21 protein-coding genes, 1 pseudogene and 1 riboswitch are annotated in these 20171 nt (G+C 75.3%); all 22 genes and pseudogenes read left to right on the top strand.

The window, feature by feature from the left end:
- Positions 1 to 59 precede the first annotated feature (59 nt).
- Positions 60 to 1502, top strand: a complete 1443-nt coding sequence (gene hslU / locus ACZ5T9_RS09040) for an ATP-dependent protease ATPase subunit HslU (protein WP_116901551.1) — start codon at positions 60 to 62, stop codon at positions 1500 to 1502.
- Between the two features lie 348 nt (positions 1503 to 1850).
- Positions 1851 to 1943: riboswitch (cyclic di-GMP riboswitch) on the top strand.
- Positions 1944 to 2040: 97 nt separating this feature from the next.
- Positions 2041 to 2604, top strand: coding sequence for a flagellar basal body rod protein FlgB (locus ACZ5T9_RS09035; RefSeq protein ID WP_464832705.1), 564 nt, complete (start codon positions 2041 to 2043; stop codon positions 2602 to 2604).
- A 3-nt stretch (positions 2605 to 2607) separates the two neighbouring features.
- Positions 2608 to 3174, top strand: a complete 567-nt coding sequence (flgC, locus tag ACZ5T9_RS09030; RefSeq protein ID WP_464832704.1) for a flagellar basal body rod protein FlgC — start codon at positions 2608 to 2610, stop codon at positions 3172 to 3174.
- A gap of 80 nt (positions 3175 to 3254) precedes the next feature.
- Positions 3255 to 3632 carry a flagellar hook-basal body complex protein FliE gene (fliE, locus tag ACZ5T9_RS09025; protein WP_006904974.1) on the top strand — a complete coding sequence of 126 codons (378 nt, stop codon included), beginning with the start codon at positions 3255 to 3257 and terminating at the stop codon, positions 3630 to 3632.
- Positions 3633 to 3721: 89 nt separating this feature from the next.
- Positions 3722 to 5377 (top strand): flagellar basal-body MS-ring/collar protein FliF, encoded by a 1656-nt coding sequence (gene fliF / locus ACZ5T9_RS09020; RefSeq protein WP_464832703.1) that lies wholly within the window; start codon positions 3722 to 3724, stop codon positions 5375 to 5377.
- Between the two features lie 302 nt (positions 5378 to 5679).
- Complete coding sequence (fliG, locus tag ACZ5T9_RS09015) at positions 5680 to 6645, top strand: flagellar motor switch protein FliG (RefSeq protein ID WP_464834428.1); 966 nt, start codon at positions 5680 to 5682, stop codon at positions 6643 to 6645.
- Positions 6629 to 7513, top strand: a complete 885-nt coding sequence (locus ACZ5T9_RS09010; protein WP_464832702.1) for a FliH/SctL family protein — start codon at positions 6629 to 6631, stop codon at positions 7511 to 7513. The genes fliG and ACZ5T9_RS09010 overlap by 17 nt, the downstream gene beginning before the upstream one ends.
- Positions 7510 to 8940 (top strand): FliI/YscN family ATPase, encoded by a 1431-nt coding sequence (locus ACZ5T9_RS09005; protein WP_464832701.1) that lies wholly within the window; start codon positions 7510 to 7512, stop codon positions 8938 to 8940. Before ACZ5T9_RS09010 ends, ACZ5T9_RS09005 begins: the two co-directional genes overlap by 4 nt.
- A 35-nt stretch (positions 8941 to 8975) precedes the next feature.
- A complete protein-coding gene (locus ACZ5T9_RS09000) occupies positions 8976 to 9440 on the top strand; it encodes a flagellar FliJ family protein (protein WP_464834427.1) in 465 nt (154 codons plus the stop codon).
- Positions 9441 to 10737: 1297 nt separating this feature from the next.
- Positions 10738 to 11454 (top strand): flagellar hook-length control protein FliK, encoded by a 717-nt coding sequence (locus tag ACZ5T9_RS08995; RefSeq protein ID WP_464832700.1) that lies wholly within the window; start codon positions 10738 to 10740, stop codon positions 11452 to 11454.
- A 28-nt stretch (positions 11455 to 11482) separates the two neighbouring features.
- Positions 11483 to 11953 (top strand): flagellar hook capping FlgD N-terminal domain-containing protein, encoded by a 471-nt coding sequence (locus ACZ5T9_RS08990; protein ID WP_464834426.1) that lies wholly within the window; start codon positions 11483 to 11485, stop codon positions 11951 to 11953.
- Positions 11954 to 12103: 150 nt separating this feature from the next.
- Entirely contained in the window at positions 12104 to 13324 is a 1221-nt protein-coding gene (locus tag ACZ5T9_RS08985) for a flagellar hook protein FlgE (RefSeq protein ID WP_464832699.1), read from the top strand.
- An 83-nt stretch (positions 13325 to 13407) separates the two neighbouring features.
- Positions 13408 to 13686 carry a flagellar FlbD family protein gene (locus ACZ5T9_RS08980; RefSeq protein WP_464832698.1) on the top strand — a complete coding sequence of 93 codons (279 nt, stop codon included), beginning with the start codon at positions 13408 to 13410 and terminating at the stop codon, positions 13684 to 13686.
- The gene (locus ACZ5T9_RS08975; RefSeq protein ID WP_464832696.1) at positions 13683 to 14177 is read left to right on the top strand and encodes a flagellar basal body-associated FliL family protein; all 495 of its coding nucleotides are present in this window, start codon (positions 13683 to 13685) and stop codon (positions 14175 to 14177) included. Before ACZ5T9_RS08980 ends, ACZ5T9_RS08975 begins: the two co-directional genes overlap by 4 nt.
- Positions 14178 to 14213: 36 nt before the next feature.
- Complete coding sequence (fliM, locus tag ACZ5T9_RS08970) at positions 14214 to 15179, top strand: flagellar motor switch protein FliM (protein ID WP_464832694.1); 966 nt, start codon at positions 14214 to 14216, stop codon at positions 15177 to 15179.
- Between the two features lie 511 nt (positions 15180 to 15690).
- Positions 15691 to 15945 (top strand): annotated as a pseudogene (gene fliN / locus ACZ5T9_RS08965) (flagellar motor switch protein FliN); the annotation flags it as partial.
- Positions 15946 to 15988: 43 nt separating this feature from the next.
- Positions 15989 to 16486, top strand: a complete 498-nt coding sequence (locus ACZ5T9_RS08960) for a DNA-binding transcriptional response regulator (protein WP_006904962.1) — start codon at positions 15989 to 15991, stop codon at positions 16484 to 16486.
- Positions 16471 to 16731, top strand: a complete 261-nt coding sequence (locus ACZ5T9_RS08955) for a FliO/MopB family protein (protein ID WP_158556089.1) — start codon at positions 16471 to 16473, stop codon at positions 16729 to 16731. Before ACZ5T9_RS08960 ends, ACZ5T9_RS08955 begins: the two co-directional genes overlap by 16 nt.
- Positions 16728 to 17411, top strand: a complete 684-nt coding sequence (fliP, locus tag ACZ5T9_RS08950) for a flagellar type III secretion system pore protein FliP (RefSeq protein ID WP_006904960.1) — start codon at positions 16728 to 16730, stop codon at positions 17409 to 17411. Before ACZ5T9_RS08955 ends, fliP begins: the two co-directional genes overlap by 4 nt.
- A gap of 109 nt (positions 17412 to 17520) precedes the next feature.
- The gene (gene fliQ / locus ACZ5T9_RS08945) at positions 17521 to 17793 is read left to right on the top strand and encodes a flagellar biosynthesis protein FliQ (RefSeq protein WP_006904959.1); all 273 of its coding nucleotides are present in this window, start codon (positions 17521 to 17523) and stop codon (positions 17791 to 17793) included.
- A 158-nt stretch (positions 17794 to 17951) separates the two neighbouring features.
- Positions 17952 to 18725, top strand: coding sequence for a flagellar biosynthetic protein FliR (fliR, locus tag ACZ5T9_RS08940; RefSeq protein WP_006904958.1), 774 nt, complete (start codon positions 17952 to 17954; stop codon positions 18723 to 18725).
- Positions 18722 to 20170 (top strand): EscU/YscU/HrcU family type III secretion system export apparatus switch protein, encoded by a 1449-nt coding sequence (locus ACZ5T9_RS08935; RefSeq protein WP_464832692.1) that lies wholly within the window; start codon positions 18722 to 18724, stop codon positions 20168 to 20170. Before fliR ends, ACZ5T9_RS08935 begins: the two co-directional genes overlap by 4 nt.
- The last annotated feature ends 1 nt before the right edge of the window (position 20171 follow it).

Genomic DNA, 20171 nt, shown 5'->3' with positions numbered 1-20171 from the left:
GGGCCCGGGCCGGGGGCCGGCCCGATCGGGGCGGCCACCCGCCAGGGGGAGGGACGACCGTGGAACGGGGAGCCGTCCAGGGCGCCGCGTGGGAACCCGACCGGCTGACCCCCCGCCAGATCGTGGCGGAGCTGGACCGGTACATCGTCGGCCAGGCGGAGGCCAAGCGGGCGGTGGCCATCGCCCTGCGCAACCGCTGGCGGCGGCAGCAGCTGCCGCCGCACCTGCGGGACGAGGTGGCGCCGAAGAACATCCTGATGATCGGCCCCACCGGGGTGGGCAAGACGGAGATCGCCCGGCGGCTGGCCCGGCTGACGGGAGCTCCCTTCATCAAGGTCGAGGCGACCAAGTTCACCGAAGTGGGCTATGTGGGCCGCGACGTGGAGTCCATCATCCGGGACCTCTTGGAGACGGCCATCCGCATGGTCAAGGCGGAGCGGGTGGCCGCCGTCGAGGACCGGGCCCGGGCCGCGGCCGACGACCGCCTGCTGGACGTGCTGGTTCCGCCGCCCCGGCGGCGCCCCCAGCGCGCCGGGTCGCCCTGGGAGATGCTGCTGGGGTCCCTGGGGGCCGGGATGCCGGGTCCGGCCGAGCCCGCCCGGCCCGAGGAAGAGGAGGACTGGCGCCGGCGCCGCCAGGAGGCGGCTGCGCGGCTGCGCAGCGGGCAGCTGGAGGACCAGGTGGTCGAGATCGAGGTGGAAGACCAGGCGCCGCCCATGGTCGACATCCTGGGCGGGCCGGGCCTGGAAGAGGTCACCCTGAACGTGCAGGACCTGCTCAAGGACTGGCTGCCCCGGCGCAAGCGCCGGCGCCGCCTGCCGGTGCGGGAGGCCCGGGAGGTGCTGGCCCAGGAAGAGGCCCAGAAGCTGATCGACATGGACCAGGTGGTGGCCGAGGCCATCCGGCGCACGGAGCAGGCGGGCATCGTCTTCATCGACGAGATCGACAAGATCGCCGGCCGGGAGCGGGGCCACGGGCCCGACGTCTCCCGGGAAGGGGTGCAGCGGGACATCCTGCCCATCGTCGAGGGCTCCACGGTGATGACCCGGCACGGCCCGGTGCGCACGGACCACATCCTCTTCATCGCGGCGGGAGCCTTCCACATCGCCAGGCCCTCGGACCTGATCCCCGAGCTGCAGGGCCGGTTCCCCATCCGGGTGGAGCTGCAGCCCCTCACCCGGGACGACTTCAAGCGCATCCTGACCGAGCCGGACAATGCCCTGCTGCGCCAGTACCAGGCCTTGCTGGCCACCGACGGGGTGGAGCTGGAGTTCACCCCGGACGCGGTGGAGGCCCTGGCGGACATGGCGGCCCGGGCCAACCAGCAGGCGGAGAACATCGGAGCCCGGCGCCTGCACACCCTGCTGGAACGGCTGCTGGAGCCGGTGGCCTTCGACGCCCCGGACGCCCTCCAGGGCAAGGTGGTGGTGGATGCTGCGTTCGTCCGCCAGCGGCTGGAGGGAGTCCTCCAGGATCAGGATCTGAGCCGGTACATCCTCTGAGGGCCCTGCCCCCTGGTGGCGGCGCCGGGAGTCCGGGGCCGGCCGGGGAGCCGGCGGCGAGCCCCAGGCGGCCTGCGCGGGCGAAATCCTGACCGGCCGCCCCCCGGGGGCAAGCGAAGGAGCCAGGGCAAGCGATCCTGGCTGGCAAAACCCACCCTGTCGCAAGAGGGACCCAAAACCAGGACCCGGGTCCCAAATTTTTTGTCGCGGATAGAAGGAATGACCAGTTCGGTGCAGAATCATGTCGACCAGTGCCGGCTGGAAAGCCGCTACAACTGAATAAGCTTCGGGGGTGAGCCGCGGTTTCTGTCCCGGTTGCACAGGCCGGGGCGCGGCCACCCCCCGCGGCAGCGACAAAGGCACCCCTGTCGAAAGGCAGGTTCGCAAAGTCACGGGTCTAAGGTCCCGCCAGCACGGGACTATGACGGCCGGACTGCCGAACGCCGCGCGGTGGACCCTTGGCAATCCTCTCGTCCGCCCGTGGTGCCTGGCGCGCCGCGGGCGGCTTTCTTTTCCAGCGGCGGGAGGGGATGGACCCGTGTGGGGGCGCGTCAACGATGAACTGGCTGCCGGGCTGGAGGTCCTGGCCCTCCGCCAGCGACTGCTGGCCCAGAACGTGGCCAACGCCGAGACGCCCGGCTACAAGCGGTATGACCTGGACTTCGCCCGGGCTCTGGAGGCGGCGCTGGCCGGTCGCGGGCCGGCGGGAGGCCAGGCCGCGGGGTGGGCAGCCGGGGCCGCCGGCACCGCCGGGACCGGAGGGGCCGAACCGGCCGTGGCGGCCGCACCAGCCACCGGGGCCGGGGGCGCGGGGGCAGCCGGCGCGGGCGGGGTGGCGGCAGGGCCTGCCGTACCCGGTGGCCCGCCGTCCCTGTCCCTCACCCACCCAGGCCACCTGCCGGGCCGGTGGGCGCCGGGGGATCCGGCGGTAGCGGTATACCGGGAGACCGGTTCCTCCCTGCGCAACGACGGCAACAACGTCGACCTGGACGCGGAGATGGCGCGGCTGGCGGAAAACGGCGTCCACTATCAGGCCCTGGTGCGGCAGCTGTCCGATCGCATCGCCCTGCTGCGCACGGTCATCGCCGAGGGGAGGCGGTAAGCGGTGGCGGGCGGGATGTTCAGCACCTTCGACATCGCGGCCAGCGGCATGACGGCCCAGCGGCTGCGCCTGGACCTGATCGCCAGCAACCTGGCCAACGTGGACTCCACCCGTACCCCCCAGGGCGGGCCCTACCGCCGGCTGGTGCCGGTCTTCGAGGAACGCGCGACGCCCTTCGCCCGGATCCTCCGGGAACGGGGTGCGGTGCCGGGGCCGGTGCCGGCGGCGGGTGCCGCGGCCGGCTGGGCACGCCCCCCCCTGGCGGGCGTAGCGGGTGGGCCGGTGCCGCCCGTAGCCGGTCCGGGAGCGGCGGGTCCGGGCGGGACCGGAGCCGCCCCCGGCGGGGTCCAGGTGGCGGCCGTGGTCGCCGATCCCTCGCCGCCCCGGCTGGTATACGACCCGGCCCATCCCGACGCGGGCGCGGATGGTTATGTGGCGTACCCCAACGTGGACCCGCTGGCGGAGATGGTCAACCTGCTGGCGGCGACCCGGGCCTACGAGGCCAATGTGGCGGTCTTCGCCGCGGCCCGTACCCTGGCCCTGCGGGCGCTGGACATTGGCCGCGGCTGAACGGCCCTGCGGCTGCGGGATGCCCCTGGGACCGCCAGGGTCCCGGCAGCGGTGCGGCTGCAACGGAGGAGGTCTGAGCCATGAACCCATGGGGTGTCCAAGCCCCCGGCAACGTCGCCTGGCCCGGTTCTTCCCCGGCGACCGGCCTGGGCGGGACCTTCGGACCGTCCGGAAGGGCGGCGGCTGCGGCCGCGGGCGACGGCCCGGCGGCCGGTTCCACCGGGCCCGGTGGCGTGGGACCCAGCTTCCTGCAGGAACTGGCCCGCGCCCTCCAGCAGCTGGAGGGCGCGGCCGGCGAGGCCGACGCCATGGCCCGGCGCCTGGTGACGGGCCAGGTCCAGGACCTGTCCCAGGTCATGGTGGCCAGCGAGAAAGCGCGGCTGGCCATCGAACTGGCGGTACAGCTGCGGAACAAGGCGCTGGAGGCTTACCAGGAGATCATGCGCATGCCCGTGTGACGGGTGCGGCCCTGCGGCGGCCGGCGGGATGAGCGGCACGGGGCCGGAAGGCAGGGTCGCGGTCGGTCGAGGAGGCGGCGGAATCCTCCATGCCCCTGGCACAGGTGCGGCAGCTTCCCCAGCAATTCATGGCCTGGTTCCGGAAGCTCAGGCCGGCGGCCCGGTGGGTGGTGGTCTCGGCGGCGGCTCTGGCCCTGGCCGGTTTGGTGGCGCTGGCCCTGGCAGGGCGCAGCGGGCCCCAGTGGGCCCCCCTGTTCACCCAGCTGGACCCCACCGACGCCGCGGCCATCGCCGACCAGCTGGAGGAGCAAGGCATCCCCTTCCAGCTGGCCCAGGGGGGGCAGGCCATTCTGGTGCCCGCGGAACAGGTCGACCGGCTGCGCCTGGACCTGGCCGCCCAGGGCCTGCCGCGCCAGGGGACGGTGGGCCTGGAGCTTCTGGAGAACATGCCGATGGGTGCCACGGAGTTCGAGCGGCAGGTGCAGTACCTGCGGGGGCTCCAGGGCGAGCTGGCCCGTACCATCGGCCGGCTGGAGGGGGTCGAGGCGGCGCGGGTCCACGTAGTGCGGCCCGAGCGCAGCCCCTTTGTCAGCCAGCAGCGGCCTGCCACGGCGGCGGTGCTGGTCCAGCTGAAACCAGGGGCGGAGCTCGAGCCCGAGCAGGTGCGGTCCATCATGCACCTGGTCGCGTCGGCGGTGGAAGGCCTGAAGCCCGAAGACGTGACGGTGGTGGATACCACCGGCCGCCTGCTCTCGGCCGGAGTGGAGCTGGCCCAGGAAGGGACCGCCGTGGTGCCGGGTGACCGCTTCGAGGTGGAACGCCGCTTCGAGGCGGAGCTGCAGCGCAGCCTCCAGACCCTGCTGGAGCAGGTCCTGGGCCCGGGCAACGTCATCGCCCGGGTCAATGCGGAGCTCAACTTCGACCAGCAGGTGGTGGAGCGGCACCTTTTCGAGCCCCCGGCCGACGGCGGCCAGGGCATCCTGCGGTCCATCCAGGAGCTGCAGGAGACCTTCACCGGCCAGCCCGCACCGGGCGGGGTGCCGGGGGACAGCAACATCCCCACCTATCCCCAGGTGGGCGGCGGCACCGGTGACTACCAGCGCAGCGAGCGGACGGCCAACTACGAGGTCAACCAGGTGGTCGACCGGGTGCAGGTGGCCCCGGGTGCGGTCCGGCGCCTGTCGGTGGCCGTGGTGGTCAACGGCGATCTCACTCCCGAGCGGCGGCAGGCCCTCCAGCAGGCGGTGGCCGCGGCCATCGGCAGCGACCCCCAGCGCCAGGACCAGGTCGAGGTGGTGGCCATGCCCTTCGACACCACGGTGGCCGACCGCCTGCAGCAGTCCCTGGAGGAGGAGCGGCAGGCCCGGGAAGCGACCCGGCGGGTGGCCCTGCTGGCCGGCGCGGGGGGGCTGGCGCTGCTGGCCCTGGTCCTCCTGGTGGCCGCCTGGCGGCGCCGGCGGCTCGCCCGCCGGCTCCTGGAAGCACAAGCCGCCGGTCACGGGTTACCCGCCGTGCCGGGGAGCACCGGCGGCACGGTGGCGGCCGGTCCGGCCGGGCGGGGCACCGCGGCCGTACCCGGCCCCGGCGGACCCGTTCCGGGACCGGCCGGGGCCGCGGCGACGGGTGCCAACGGCAAGGCGGCGGAGGCCACGGTCCTCGAGCAGGTCAGCGAGCTGGTGAAGAACCAGCCGGAGCACGTGGCCCAGGTGATCCGCAGCTGGCTGGCCGAGCGGTCCGCCAACTGACGGCGGCGGTCAGGACGGCCTGAGCAGGATCAGGACGGCCAGGCCCGGCGCGGGCGGGGGAGGAGGCGATGGCCATGGCGACAAGGCAGGTTGCGGTGGCAAGGGCCGGCACGGCGGTGGCCGGGGGTACGCCCCGGGGTGGGATCAGGGCCCCGGCGGCGCCGGTCGCCGCGGAGGTGGCCGAGGGTCCGGAGGGCGGCATCGCGGCGGAGCCGGGGGCCGGTGCGGCGGCCGCCGGTGGCCGGCCTGCCCTCCGGGAGGCGGCCCGCGACCTGTCGCCGCGGCGCAAGGCCGCGATCCTGATGATCTCCCTGGGGCCGGAGCTGGCCGCCCGGGTCTTCCGCTACCTGCGGGAGGAGGAGATCGAACAGCTCACCCTGGAGATCGCCAACACCGACCGGGTCGCTCCCGAACAGCGGCTGGCGGTGCTGGAGGAGTGCCGGGATCTGGCCCTGGCCCACGCCTACATCGCCCAGGGCGGCATCGACTATGCCAGGGAGCTGCTGGTGCAGGCCTTGGGCCACCAGCGGGCGGCGGAGGTGATCAACCGCCTCACCGCGACCCTGCAGGTCCGGCCCTTCGAGTTCGTGCGCCGGGCCGACCCGCTGCAGATCCTGAACTTCATCCAGCAGGAGCACCCCCAGACCATCGCCCTGATCCTCGCCTACCTCCATCCGGAACAGGCCGCCGTCGTCCTCAGCGGCCTGCCGCCCGAGCGCCGGGCCGACGTGGCCCGCCGCCTGGCCCTGATGGAGCGCACCTCGCCCGAGCTGATCCGGGAGGTGGAGCGGGTCCTGGAACGCAAGCTGTCGTCGGTCCTGGGCGAGGAGGGCACCGTCGCGGGGGGGCTGCAGGCCGTGGTCCAGGTGCTGAACAACGTGGACCGCGGCACCGAGCGCAGCATCATGGAGGTCCTGGAGGTCACCGACCCCGAGCTGGCCGAGGAGATCAAGAAGCGGATGTTCGTCTTCGAGGACATCGTGCTGCTGGACGACCGGTCCCTGCAGCGGGTGCTCCGGGAGGTCGACCTCAACGAGGATCTGCCCCTGGCCCTCAAGGCCGTCAGCGAGGATGTCAAGCAGAAGATCTTCCGCAACCTGTCCCAGCGGGCCGTGGAGATCCTCCAGGAAAACCTCTCCTACCTCGGGCCCGTGCGCCTCCGCGACGTGGAAGAGGCCCAGCAGAAGATCGTCAACATCATCCGCCGCCTGGAAGAAGAGGGCGAGATCGTCATCGCGCGGGGTGGCCAGGATGAAGTGGTCGTCTAGGGTGGGAGACGCCCGGCGGCCGGTTCCCGCCCGCTGGCCGGTGCTGGGGTCCCTGCCCGGCGCAGGCGCGGCGGCCCCCGGGCACCGGCCGGTGAACTGGCAGTCCGTGGGCCCGGCGGGCGGGACGGTGGCCCCTGCCCCTGCGGGCGAGGCCGCTGCCCCGACGGAGGCCGGCCCGGCTGCCGGCCCGTTGCCGGCAGCTGCCCAGGCGGCGGCCGGCCGGCGGGTCCGCCGCTGGCTCCGGAGGGCCAGGCGGGCGGCGGCCGCCCACCTGGAGAAGGCCCGACGCGAGGCGGACGCCCTGTGCCGCCAGGCGCGGGAGGAGGGCTTCCGCCGGGGCGAGCAGGAAGGCCGGGCGCGGTGGGAGGCGGCCTGCCGGCAACTGGAGGAACAGGCGGCCCGCCAGCGGGAGGAACTGGCCGCCGCCTACCGGCGGCTGGTCGAGGCGTCCGCAGGGCCCGTGCTGGAGCTGGTCCTGGTCCTGGCCCGCCGGGTGGCGGGCGAGGCCCTGGCGGTCGATGCTACCGCCCTGCGCCGCCAGATCGAGGCGGCCCTGGCCCGGCTGGGGAGCGAGGGGGCCCGGGTGCTGGTGCATCCCGAGAGCCTGGCCCGGCTGGAGGAGGCGTCGCCCCTGCCCGCTGGCGTGGAGCTGGTGGCCGATTTGACCCTGGCGCCCGGCGACTACCGGGTGGAGACGCCCCGGGGGCTCATCGACGGCCGGGTGGAGGCCCAGATGCAGCGCCTCGGTCGGGCCCTTCGGGAGGCCGGACCCGGGGGCGGGGCGGACTCCGAGCCGGATGTCATCGCCGACGAGGAGGCGGCCAGGGTCCGGGCCGGTGCCGCCCCGGAGGGGAGGGAAGGAGCATGACGGTGCCGGCCGCCGCCACCCGGCCCGGTCTCCCGGGCGGGCCCGGAGCCGGGGCTGCGCCGGGCCCCGACCTTCAAGAGGCGCAGGGGTCCGGTGGGCTCCTGGACTGGGGCCGGCTGAAGGAGGCCGTGCAGGCGGCCGAACCACGGCCCTGCCAGGGCTGGGTGGAACAGGTGGTCGGCCTGGCGGTCGAGGCCCGGGGCCCCGTGAGCTCCCTGGGGGAGCTTTGCTGGATCGACCGGCCGGGACGGCCGCCGGTGCCGGCCGAAGTGGTGGGGTTTCGCGGTGCCCGCACCCTGCTGATGCCCCTGGGTGATGCCCGGGCCATCCGGCCGGGCAGCCGGGTGGAGGCCACAGGCCAGGGGTTCCGGGTGGCCGTGGGCGAGGGCCTGCTGGGCCGGGTGCTGGACGGGCTCGGCCGGCCCCTGGACGGCCAGGGTCCGGTGGCGGCGGAAGCCTGGTACCCGGCGGAAGCCGACCCCCCGCCGCCCCTGGCCCGCCGGCCCATCCGGGAGCCCTTGCCCGTGGGGGTTCGCGCCATCGACGCCCTGCTGACCTGCGGCCGGGGCCAGCGGGTGGGCATCTTCGCCGGCAGCGGCGTGGGGAAGAGCACCCTCCTGGCCATGATGACCCGGCACACGGCGGCGGACGTGGTGGTGGTGGCCCTGATCGGCGAGCGGAACCGGGAGGTGCGGGACTTCGTCGACCACCACCTGGCCGGCAGCCGGCGGCGCACGGTGGTGGTGGCGGCCACCGCCGACCGGCCGGCCCTGGTGCGCATCAAGGCGGCCCAGGTGGCCACGGCCATTGCCGAGTTCTTCCGTGACCGGGGCCGCCACGTGCTGCTGGTGATGGACTCGGTGACCCGCTACGCCATGGCCCTGCGGGAGGTGGGCCTGGCCGTGGGCGAGCCGCCGGCCACCCGCGGCTACCCGCCGTCGGTCTTCGCCGCCCTGCCGCGGCTGCTGGAGCGGGCGGGGACCGGGGACCGGGGCAGCATCACCGGCTTCTACACGGTGCTGGTGGATGGGGACGACTTCAACGAGCCCGTCGCCGACGCGGTGCGGGGAACTCTGGACGGCCACATCGTCCTTTCCCGCCAGCTGGCCGAGGAGGGTCAGTTCCCCGCGGTGGACGTGCTGGCCAGCGTCAGCCGCCTGATGCCGGAGCTGGTCGATGCGGCCCACTGGGCGGCGGCCCAGCGGCTGCGGAGGTGGCTGGGCGCCTACCGGGAGGCCCGCGACCTGGTGGAGATCGGCGCCTACCAGCGGGGCACCAACCCCGACGTCGACCGGGCCCTGGAGCGCATGCCGGCCATCCGGGCCTTTCTCGCCCAGGGGCGCGACGAGGCGGCTTCCTTTGCCGATACGGTGGCCCGGCTCCAGGAGGTGGCCGGCGGGGAGGCCGCCGGCGAGCAGCGGGCCTGAGGATCCAGGAGGAGCAGCAGGGGTGGGGGGTGGCCATGGCAAGCCGGGAGCCGTTCCGCTTGCAACGGGTATGGGACGTACGCCGCCTGGAGGCCCTGGCCCGGCTGGGGGAGTGGGGTCGCTGGCAGGCCCGCGCCCAGCAGGCGCAAGAGGAAGCGACCCTGCTGGAGGCCCAGCGGCGGCAGGCGGCGGGCCAGCTGGCGGCCGTGGGGCCGGCCCGGCCGGCCTTGGAGATGGTGGCCCGCTGGCGGGAACTGGAGCATCTGGGGCTCCGCTGCCAGGCGGCGGCCGGGCGAGCCCAGGTCCTGCGGCGCGAGGCCGAAACCCGCCAGCAGGCGGCCGTCGCGGCCCGGCGGGAGGAACAGGCCTGCGAGCGGCTCTACGACCGCCACCAGCGGCGGCAGCGCCTGGAGGCGGCGCGGCGGGAGCAGGCCCATCTGGACGAGGTGGCGGGTCGCCGGGCGGCGAGGGAGGAGGCGACGGGCCATGACCCGTGGTGATGGGCCGGTGGCGGCGCCGGTGCGATGGGGGCCAGCGACCGCCGGCGCCGCGGGAACGGGGGCGGCGGTTCCGGGCGGCACCCGCGACGCCGGGGGCCCCCAGGTGCCGGCGGCGGGACGGCGGCCGGGAGAGGTCTTCGCCGAGCTGCTGGACCAGGCTCGGACCGGGCGGGCCAGTTCCCCTGGTCCGGCGGGCGGCATGGCCCCCGCCGGCTCCGCCAGTGCGGGATCTGGAGAGGACGGCGGCCGTGACGCCCGCCGTGTCGCCGGCGGAGAGGTCATGGGGCTGGTCGCGGCCCTGTTTCCCCTGGGTTTCATGCCGGCTCCCGGCGGCCAGGCTGGGGCCGGCCTCCAATCCCGTGCCCGGGGTCGCGAGACCGGGGCGGTTGCGGTGGAAGGGGGGGGCGGCACCCGTGAAGGGGCCGGGCCGCGGCCGGCAGGGCTACCGGCGCGGGGGGGTGCAGCGGGCGGATTCGAACCCCGGGAGGCTGCCGCCAGGTCCGGTACGGCGCCGGAGGCCGGGACGGCAAGCGAAGGCGGCAGCCGGCTGAAGGTCGGCGAGGCGCAGGACGGCGGACCCGGGGCCGCGCCCGGCGGAGCCCCCGGTGGGGCACCAGGGCCGGGAGGGGCCGAAGGAGCGGGCCGGGATGCCCTGGCGACCGGGTCACCCGATCCCGCTGCCGCCGGCGGCACGGCGGGAGGCCGGAGCCTTTCCCCGGCCCGCGAGGCCGGCAGCGCCTCCCAGGGCAAGGCCGGCCCGGCGGAATCCGCAGGACCCGCGGGCGGCCACGCCCGGCCCGCGGCGGGGACCATAGGGGCAGCCGCCACCGCCCCTTCCGGCGCCGGAACGACCCCAGGCCCCACCGGCCCGGCTGCCGGCCCGGTGCCAGGAGCCGGGGCGATGGGTGGGGCAGGGGGGTCCCTTGAGCCGCCGGGACACGGAACGCCGGTTCCGGCGGCGGGGGGGGCGGACGCGGCCACCGGACCGGACGCTGCCGCCGGCGGTGCCGCCGGACCCGGCGGCGTCCCCGGCGGCGGCCGGCCGGAGACGCCGGCCCCGGCCCCGGTCTCGTGGCCCGGGCAACCCGGTGCCGGGCTCCCGGCCGGAGGCGGCGGACCGGCGGCAGGGGACGGCAAGGCCGGGGCCACCCCGCTGGCGATGACGGGTGCGATGGCTGCCGCGGCGAGCGGCCCACCGGCCCCGGCCCCAGCGGCCGCGGGGCCGGTGGCCGGGGTGGAAGCTTACGGCCCAGGGTGGCCTGGGCCGGCCTCCGGCCATGCGGCGGCGGCCGCCGGCATGGCGAGCCTGCCTGCGGGCCAGGCTGGGCCGCTGCTGCCGGGGGCGGCCGGGGTCGTGGTGCCGGTCTCCCAGGGGACCGGCATCCCCGGCGGCCCGGCCGCGGCGCAAGCGGCCGGCGCGGGCCGGCCGCTTGCGCCGCCGGGAAGAGGTGAAGGGGAGCCCCTGGCACCGGCGGCTGCCGCGGCCCCGGGGATGGCCTCGCCGGCGGCGGCGGGGCTGCCGGGTGCGGCGGGCGGCGGCCCCGTGGACGCCGGCCGGTGGGCGGCGGCGGTGGCCCGCTGGATCGAAGGGCTCGATTGGCACCGGACAGGCGACCGGCACCGGTTGCGACTGGAACTGGCTCCGGCCCACCTGGGACCCCTGCACGTGGAGGTCGCGGGGGACGGCAGCGTGCTGGCGGCCCGCCTCACGGTGTTCCACCCCGACACCCTGGCCCTGGTCCAGCGTCACCTGGACGAACTCCGCCAGGCCCTGACCGCCCGCGGCTACCAGATTCAGGGTCTCGAAGTGGGGCTGGCAGCCGGCGGGGCGCCCGGCCAGGCCGGGCAGCAGGGGCCGGGCGGCCAGGGTGGCCCGGGCACGGTCTGGGCCTGGGCCGCAGGCGGGGTCCCAAGCGCGGCCGGCCCCGGCCCCGAGGGGGATGTTCCTTCTGCCCGCCCCGGCACGGCGGCCTTACCGGGAGGGGGCCGCGGGCGGCTGGACGTCCGGATCTAGGAAGTGGGGAGGTGGGGAGGTGGCCGGGATGGCCATAACCAGCAGTACGGTACAAGCGACGACCGCGGTGGCGGGTTCCGGCCCAGGTGGCACCGGCGGCGCGGCCGGCCCGTCCGGCCCGGGCGGTCCGGGCGGGCTGGCACCCGACGCCTTCTTTCGGTTGCTGGCGGCCCAGCTGCGCTATCAGGACCCGCTGCAACCCATGCAGGACACCGCCTTTGTGGCCCAGCTGGCCCAGCTCACCCAGCTGGAGGAGACCCGGGCCCTGCGGGCGGCCCTCAGCGGGCTTTCGGCCCTGCCCCTGCTGGGCCGGACGGTGGAGATCACCACCGCCCAGGGGACCCGGACCGGCACGGTCACGGGGGTGCGGATGGATCCTGCCGCACCGGGCCTGATGATCGACGGCCAGCCCGTGGCCTGGGCCGACGTGCTGGCCCTGCGTCTGGCGGGTGAGGCGGAGCCCGCGGGCGGGCCGCCGGGGCGCCCGGTGACGGCGTGAGGCGGCGGGCACCGGCGGGAGAGCGGTGAGGAACGGGCCCGCCTGGGGCCGCCGGAGGCCCCGGCGGGAACCGGGGCCGGCCACGGGGCCGGGCCGGTCGCGTGGGGGAAGGCCCGGCAGGGGAATGACCTTGAGGGAGGGTGAGGCGCCATGATGCGCTCGCTGTACGCCGGCATCTCGGGGCTTCAGAACCACCAGCTCCGGATGGATGTGGTCGGCAACAACATCGCCAACGTCAACACCGTGGGCTACAAGTCGAGCCGCGTGACCTTCAAGGAGCTGTTCAACCAGACCCTGCGGGGGGCCTCGGCGCCCGCCGGGCCGGCCCGGGGCGGGACCAACCCGATCCAGATCGGCCTGGGCACGGCCCTGGGCGGGATCGACGTGATCCACCAGGCCGGCAACCCCCAGGTGACGGGCGTGGTCACGGACATGGCCATCCAGGGCGACGGGTTCTTCGTGCTGCAGGACGCCACGGGCGGCTACGCCTACACCCGGGCCGGCGACTTCCGGCTGGATGCCGAGGGGTACCTGGTGAATGCCGATGGCCTGCGGGTCCTGGGCTGGCAGGCCCAGGGCGGTGTGCTGCCGGCCCGGGACGCCCTCAACCTGGGCGCCGTCCGCGTTCCCGTGGACCTGGCCGTACCGGCCCAGGCCAGCACCCGGGTGACGTGGTCCAGCAACCTGGATGCCACGGCACCCACGTCCAGTCCCCTGACCCAGGCCATCGACGTCTACGACTCGCTGGGGAATCCCCATACGCTGATCTTCACCTTCACCCGTACCGGGCCGAACCAGTGGTCGTGGGACGCCGCCGCGGCCGCCGACCCGGCCACCTCCCTCGGCTCGGGCACCCTGACCTTCAGCAGCGCGGGGCTTCTCACGGCCGGCAGCCCGGGCACCGTGGATTTCAACCCGCCCGGCGCCGACCCCATGACCCTGACCGTCGACTTTGCCGGCTTGACCCAGTACGCCGGGCCGTTCACCGCCGAGGCCACGGCCGACGGTTATCCCGCCGGGGAGCTGACGTCCTTCAGCGTCGATGCATCGGGCACCATCACCGGCACCTTCTCCAACGGGATGACCCAGCCCATCGCCCAGGTGGCCCTGGCCGCCTTCGCCAATCCGGCCGGCCTGCTGCGCGACGGCAACCTCTACTGGGAATCCAACAACTCCGGGGTGGCCCGGATCGGGGAGGCGGGCACCGGCGGGCGCGGCTCCGTCACCCCGGGGGCCCTGGAGATGTCCAACGTCGACCTGTCCCGGGAGTTCGTCGACATGATCGTGACCCAGCGGGGCTTCCAGGCCAACTCCCGGGTCATCACCACCTCCGACGAGATGCTGCAGGAGCTGGTCAACCTCAAGCGGTAAGCCGGCCGGCTGAGAGCCCGGCCCGCCGGATGCCGCGGCGGGGACCCGGCCTCAGCGGCCGCAGGTGACGGGAGGGAGCCCCGGTGGTGCCGGTGACCCGCCTGGACGGCCGGGAAGTGGTGGTCAACGCGGAGCTGATCGAGACCCTGGAGGCCACGCCCGATACGGTGATCACGCTGACCACGGGCCGGCGCCTGGTGGTGCGGGAACCCGTGGAACGGGTGATCGAGCGGGTGGTGGCCTACCGGCGGCGCATCCTGGCGTCGGCCGGGGGACCGGGAGGGGCAGGGGCGTCCTGCGCCCCGGCCTCGCCCGCCCTGGCCGCCGGGTCCACCGGGCACGAGGACGGTGACCCCAGGTGAAAGGCAAAGTCCGGTTGCTGTTGATCGTGGTGGTGACGGCGGTGGCCGCCGCGGCGGGCACCTGGTGGGCCGCCACCCGGGCGGGGGCGGGGGAGCCCCCGCCCCCGCCGGAGCCGGTGGACGTGGCCCTGGAGCCCTTTACCACCAACCTGCGGGATGGTCGGGTGGTCCAGGTGGCCCTGGTCCTCCGGGTGGCAGGGGAGGAGGCGGCCAAGGCGCTGGAGCACGGCGGCATGGCCGAGGTGCGCCATCAGGTCTACCGGGTCCTGCGCGGGATGACCGCGGCCGACCTGGCCGGAGCCGGCGGCATGGACCGGCTGCAGCAGGCGCTGCGGGCCGTCCTGGCCGGACAGGGCGGCGGCTCCGGCCACGGCCAGGGTAACCCGGGGGCGGGGTCCGGCCTTCCTGCCGGATCTGGAACCGGTGGACATGCCCCCGGGAGCGGGTTGCCCATTCAGGACGTGCTGATCACGGACCTGATCGTCCAGTAGGGGCCTGCAGAGCACGGGCGGGAGGAGGGCTGCTGCTTGAACCAGGGCGTGCGCCGCAAGGGCGTCCGGAGGGCTCCGGTGGTCCGGCTCTACGACTTCCGGCGCCCGGACAAGTTCTCCAAGGAGCAGTTGCGCACCCTGGCCATGGTCCACGAGAACGTGGCCCGGCTGGCGACGGGCTTCTTGTCGGGCCAGCTGCGCACGGTGGTCGAGGTGGCGGTGCTGGAGGTGGAGGAGACGACCTACGGTGAGTTCATCACCGGCCTCTCCAACCCTACGGTGCTGGCGGTCTTCAACCTGCCGCCCCTGGAGAGCAGCGCCGTCATGGACGTGGAGCCCTCCATCGCCTTTCCCATGGTGGACCGCCTGTTCGGCGGTCCGGGCACGGGCTCGGCCACCGGCCGCGGCCTGACGGAGATCGAGACGGTGGTCATGCGGGCAATCCTGCAGGGGCTGCTGGGATCCGTCGCCGAGGGGTGGAGCCAGCTCGTCCAGGTGCAGGGCGAGCTGGTCACGGTGGCCGCCAACCCCCTGTTCGTCCAGGTCCAGGCGCCCAACGAGATCGTCGTGCGGGTGGTGCTCTCGGTCCGGTTCGGCCAGCAGGAGGGAGCCTGGCGGATCTGCTTGCCTTATCCCCTGCTGGAGCCCCTGCTGCCGCGGCTGGCCGTGCACCAGTACTACGCCCGGGAGACCCGCAGCCAGGCGCGGTCCCGGGAGCAGTGGGAAGAAGGCCTGCGCCAGGTGCCGCTGCCGGTGCAGGTGGTCCTGGGGCGGGCCCAGCTGACGGTCCGGCAGCTGCTGGACCTGGCGCCGGGGCACGTGCTGCCGCTGGATACCCGGGCCGGCAGCCTGGTCGACATCCTGGTGGGCGGCCGGCTCAAGTTCCGGGGTCTTCCCGGCCAGCACAGGCAACGGCTGGCGGTGCAGGTGGTGGAACGGGTAGAGGAGGAACGCGGCCATGGGCACGGGCGAGTGGGAGATGCTGTCGCAGGAGGAAATTGATGCCCTGGTGCGCAGCCTGGCCGAGGAGGGGAGCGGGGCCGGCCCCGCCGGCGGGGACGACCCGGCCCGGGGCGCCCCGGCCGGTACGGGAGGCGCGGCCGGAGGTGCTGCCGGATCCGACGGCCCTCCCCCCGCAGCTGCCGGATCCGCCGGCGGGGCATCGGGGTCCGCCGGGCCCCAGGAGGCCTCCCCCGTCGCGACGGGCCCCTCCGCCGGAGCCGGGGAAGCCACGGGCAGGCGCCCCTCCGCTCTGCCGGCCGCGACCCCGCCTGCCGCCTTCCAGGAGGAGGCCAGCCCGGCGGGCGGGCCGGGCGCGGAGGGACCGACCGGTGCCGGCCGGGGCAGCGGCCCGGCCCAGGCGGCGGCCGCAGCCGAGCCGGCCCCGGCGGGCATCGCGGGGGCCGGTAGCCGCCCGGCGGCCGGGTTCTACCCCCTGCACGGCGGTCCCGAGGCCGGCGAGGGCTGGCCGCCGGAAGGGGAAGGCGGCGCCGGGCCCGCCGCGGGCCGGGGAACCTTGGATCTCCTGCTGGATGTCCCCCTGCAACTGACGGTGGAGCTGGGCCAGACCCAGCGCACGGTGCGGGAACTGCTGGAGATGGCGCCGGGCACGGTGGTGGAACTGGACCGGCTGGCGGGCGAGCCGGTGGACCTGCTGGTGAACGGCCGCCTAATCGCCCGGGGCGAGGTGGTGGTGATCGATGAGAACTTCGGCATCCGCATCACCGACATCGTCAGCCCCGGCGAGCGCCTCCGCCGCCTCCGTTGAGGGGGTACCGGGGGAGGGCGTTCGGGGGGGACCGGCGCCCGCGGTGGTGGTCATCGACCCTGCCGCCTTTGCCCGGCGCCAGGTCCGGGCGCAACTGACTCCCCTGGGGTGCGTGGTGCTGGAGCTTTCCGGATCCGAACCCGAGCCCGTGATCCGCCGCCAGCTCCAGCGGGCCCGGGTGGTCCTGGCCGAACCGGCTCCGTGGGGCCGGGACGCGGGCCGCTGGCTGGCTGTCCTGAAGGCGATGAATCCCGGCGCCACCCTGGTGGTGTGCACGGCCCTGACCACCCGGGCGGCCGTGGTGGCCTACCGGCAGGCGGGAGCGGCCGACGTGGTGGCCAAACCGTGGCAGCCTGCCCGCCTGCAGGCGGCGGTCCGGCGCGCCCTGGCGGCCCGGGGGCCGGCGGGAGGGCTGGATCCCCGCGCCGGCCGGGGCGCCGCAACGTCGCCGGGCGGGGAGTCGCCGGGCCGGGCCTGCCTGGAGGCGGGGCCGGTCCAGGGGGAGACCGGGGGGACGGAGGAACCTTGTGGACAGGCCTGATCCAGTTTCTCGTTGCTTCGCTGCTGGTGATCGCAGCGGCCGCGTGGGGGAGCCGGGCCCTGGCCCGGTGGTTGAAGCCTGCCCAGGGCGGGCGTGATCTGGAAATCCGGTCCGTGGTGTCCCTGGGCGGCCGGCGGGTCCTGTGCGTGGTGCGCTGGCACGGGGACGAGCTCCTGCTCGGGGTGACCGACCAGGGCGTGAGCCTGCTGGACCGGCGGGCGGCCCGGGAGGATGAGCCGGCATGATGCCCCAGGTGAACGTCACCCTCCAGCCGGCCACGGGCCCGGAAGGCCTGGGTGCCGCCCTGCAGATCCTGCTTCTGCTCACCGTGCTGTCCCTGGCGCCGGCGCTGCTGGTGATGATGACGGGCTTCACCCGCATCGTGGTCGCCCTGTCCTTCCTGCGCGGCGCCCTGGGTACCCAGCAGGCCCCGCCCAACCAGGTGCTGGTGGGGCTGGCCCTGTTCCTGACCGTGTTCGTCATGGCACCGGTCTGGCAGCAGGTCTACCAGGACGCCTGGATACCCTACCGGGACGGCCGGATCGGCCAGGTCGAGGCCCTGCAGCGGGCGCAGGAACCGGTGCGGGAGTTCATGTTCCGCTATACCCGGGAACGGGACTTGGCCCTGTTCCTGGAACTGTCGGGGCGGGGGCCGGTGGCGTCGCCCGACCAGGTCCCGACCTACGTGCTGATTCCTGCCTTTGCCATCAGCGAGCTCAAGACGGCCTTCCAGATCGGTTTCATCCTTTACGTACCCTTTCTGGTCATCGACATGGTGGTGGCCAGCACCCTGATGTCCATGGGCATGTTGATGGTTCCGCCCATGCTGGTGTCGCTGCCGTTCAAGATCCTGCTGTTCGTGCTGGTCGACGGCTGGAACCTGGTGGTCCGGTCCCTGCTGGCGTCCTTCGGCATGCCGGGCTAGGGGCCGGGCTGGAGACCGGGCCCACGGCCCGTGTCCCCCGGGCCGGCGGTTGGGCCGGAGAGGGGCCGGGGGAGCCGCCGGCCGGGTCCGGTAGACGAGGGGGAAAGGGATGATGACCGACGCCATGGTGCTTACGGTGGGGCGGGAAGCCCTGTGGACGGGCCTTCTGGTGGCCGCCCCCGTGCTCCTCCTGACGGTGGCCGTCGGGGTGGCGATCAGCATTCTGCAGGCGGCCACCCAGGTGACGGAGCAGACCCTGGTCTTCGTTCCCAAGATCCTGGCGGCAGCGGCGGCCCTCCTGCTCTTCGGGCCGTGGATGCTGGCGACCCTGGTGCGCTACACGGTGCAGCTGTACGAATCCATCCCCGGCGTCCTGGGATGATCCCGGCCGGGGACCGGGGATGCGGGGGAGGGGCCGTGCCCCGCGGCCGTGGCGGCGGCCCGGCCGGCCCCGGCCCAGGAGCCGGGGCCGGTGACCGGCGGCGCCTGCCCGTAGCCCGGGGGTGCGCGGCGCATAGGACCGGCGGCGGAGGTGATCCGGTGGACCTGGCGGCCATCGCCACCACAGAACTCAACCGGTTCCTGCTCTGCCTGGGCCGGACCAGCGGCCTGGTGGTCGCCTCGCCGGCCTTCGGCGGGGGCCTGGTGCCGGCGCCTGCGCGGGCGCTGCTGGCGGTGCTTCTGGCCCTGGTGGTATACCCGGTGATGCCGCCCGCCCGGCCGCCCGCCACGGCCCTGGGTTACGGGGCCGCCCTGCTGGCCGAGGTGGCCGCGGGGCTTGCCCTGGGGCTGGTCACCGCCCTGGTCTTCGCCGCCGTCCAGCTGGCGGGCCAGCTGCTCGACCTGTCGGCGGGCTTCGGCCTGAGCGGGGTCATCGATCCCGTCTCGAGCCAGTCCATGCCCGTCCTGGGGCACTTTCTCTACCTGGTCATGTGGGTTCTGCTGCTGGCCACCGACGGCCACCACCTGATCCTGCGGGCTCTGGCTGACAGCTACCGCCACCTGCCACCGGGGGGAGCCGGCCTGGCCGGCGGTGCCCCGGTGCTGCTCGACCTGGCGGGCTGGATGTTCGCCACCGGCCTCCTGTTGAGCCTCCCCGTCCTGGCCGTGCTGGTGGCCGTGATGGTGGCGCTGGGCCTGGTGTCCCGGGCGGTGCCCCAGCTCAACGTGTTCATCACGGGCCTGCCGGTGCAGGTGGCCGTGGCCCTGGTCGCCCTGCTGGCCGCCCTGCCGGCGCTGGCCGGAGCCCTGGCCGGCCTGGCCCGGCCTCTGGGCGAGTTCCTGGCCCGGCTGCTGGAGGCGATGGGCCCATGACCCCGCCTGCCCTCGTGCGCCCGGCGGGCCCGGCGGTCCCGGCCGGTGTTTCCGCGGCGGCCCGCCTCCATCCCAGGGCGGCCGGGCGGGCCGGCCGGGAGAGCGGCGGGACCGCCTGGCCAGCCCGAGGGGCAGCCGCCGGGGCAGGGGCCCCCCTCCGAAGGATCCAGCTCCAGCTCTTTGCCGGCGAGCGGGTGCTGCCCCCGTCCCCCCGGCGGCTCAGGCAGGCCCGCCGCCGGGGCCAGGTGGCCCGCAGCGCGGACCTGCCGGCAGCCCTGGTGCTGCTGGCGCTGGCGGTCCTGGCCAGCACGCTGGTGCCCCTGGCCGCCCGGCAGGTGGCGGGGCTGGCGCGGCGGCTGTGGGCGCCATCCCCGGCCCCGCTGCCGGCGGACTGGACGGTGGCCCAGGCGGCGGATCTGGGGCGGGTGGTGCTGCTGGGAACCCTGGCCGCCGCCGGCCCCCTGGCCCTGGCGGGCTGGGTGGTCGCGGCGGCGGCCGGGTTCGTCCAGGCAGGGGGGCTGTTTCAACCGGGTCTTGCCGCTCCCCGCTGGGAGCGGGTGAACCCCCTGGCCGGCCTGCAGCGGCTGGTGTCCCGCCGCGCCCTGGTGGAGCTGCTGAAGGCGCCGGTCAAGCTGGCGGTGATGGCCGCCGCCCTGGGACCCGCCTTGCTGGGTGCCGGGATGCAGCTGATCACGGCCACGGGAGCGCCGCTGCCGGCGATGCTGGGCCTGGCGGGCCGGTCCCTGCAGGGGTTGCTCTGGCGAGGGGCCCTGGCCTACCTGGTGGTGGCCCTGGCTGATTACGCCTACCAGTGGTGGGAGCACCAGCAGTCCCTGCGGATGACGGTCCAGGAGTGGAAGCAGGACCAGAAGGAAGCCGAAGGCGACCCGGTGCTACGCCAGCGGATCCGCCAGCGGCAGCGGCACCTGGCCCGCCGCCGCATGCTCCAGGAAGTACCCCGGGCCGACGTGGTGGTGACCAACCCGACCCACGTGGCCGTGGCCCTGCGCTACGACCCGGCCCGCATGGGGGCGCCGGTCGTTGTGGCCAAGGGGGTGGACTTCCTGGCCCTGCGCATCCGAGCCCTGGCCGAGCAGCACGGCGTGCCCGTGATGGAGGAACCGGCCCTGGCCCGGGCCCTCTACCGGGCGGTGGAGGTGGGGCGCGAGATCCCCGCTGCCTTCTACGTGGCCGTGGCGGAAGTGCTGGCCTTCGTGTGGCGGCTGCGCGGCCGGGCGGGGCCGGCCGGCGGTCAGGACACCGCGGGGCCGGGCCCGTGGCCCGGTCCCGCGGTCCCGGCCGGGGGGCCCGCCCCGGCAGGCAGGGGGAGCGAGGAGGAAGCCCGGCTGGCGGCCTCCCCAGGCGGGTGGGGCTCCGGCGAGCCGGGCGCCGGGGAGGCGGGCCGCCGGCCGCCGGTTCGTCCCGGCCGAGGGGAGGTGAGGTGAG

The sequence above is a fragment of the Thermaerobacter nagasakiensis genome (genome assembly GCF_055396825.1).
This window is presented reverse-complemented; position numbering and strand designations above follow the sequence as displayed.